Annotated in this window: 1 protein-coding gene; it reads left to right on the top strand. The window is 63.1% G+C overall.

Features of this window, described 5'->3' with window-relative positions; all coding sequences use genetic code 11:
- On the top strand, positions 1 to 236 hold a 236-nt coding region (locus AC0IYH_RS33990), incomplete at both ends, for an FAD-binding oxidoreductase (RefSeq protein ID WP_471838883.1).

The following is a 236-nucleotide window of genomic DNA, read 5'->3' as shown; positions in this document are numbered from 1 at the left end:
GATCACTTCCTTCCATCTGGCGCCCGTCGATGGCGGTGCCGTGCTGATTCAGCAGCCCGGCCAGTACATCGGCATGCGCATGGTCATCGATGGCAAGGAGCAGCGCCGCAACTACTCGCTGTCCGCCCAGGGCAATGGCCGTGAGTACCGCATCAGCGTCAAGCGCGAGGCCGACGGCAAGGTCTCCAACTACCTGCACGACCACATCCAGGTCGGCGATACGCTTGAGCTGTTCC

This window comes from Pseudomonas sp. AC463 (assembly GCF_979253585.1).
Note: the sequence above shows the minus strand (reverse complement) of the source record. Positions and strands in the feature narration are given on the sequence as shown.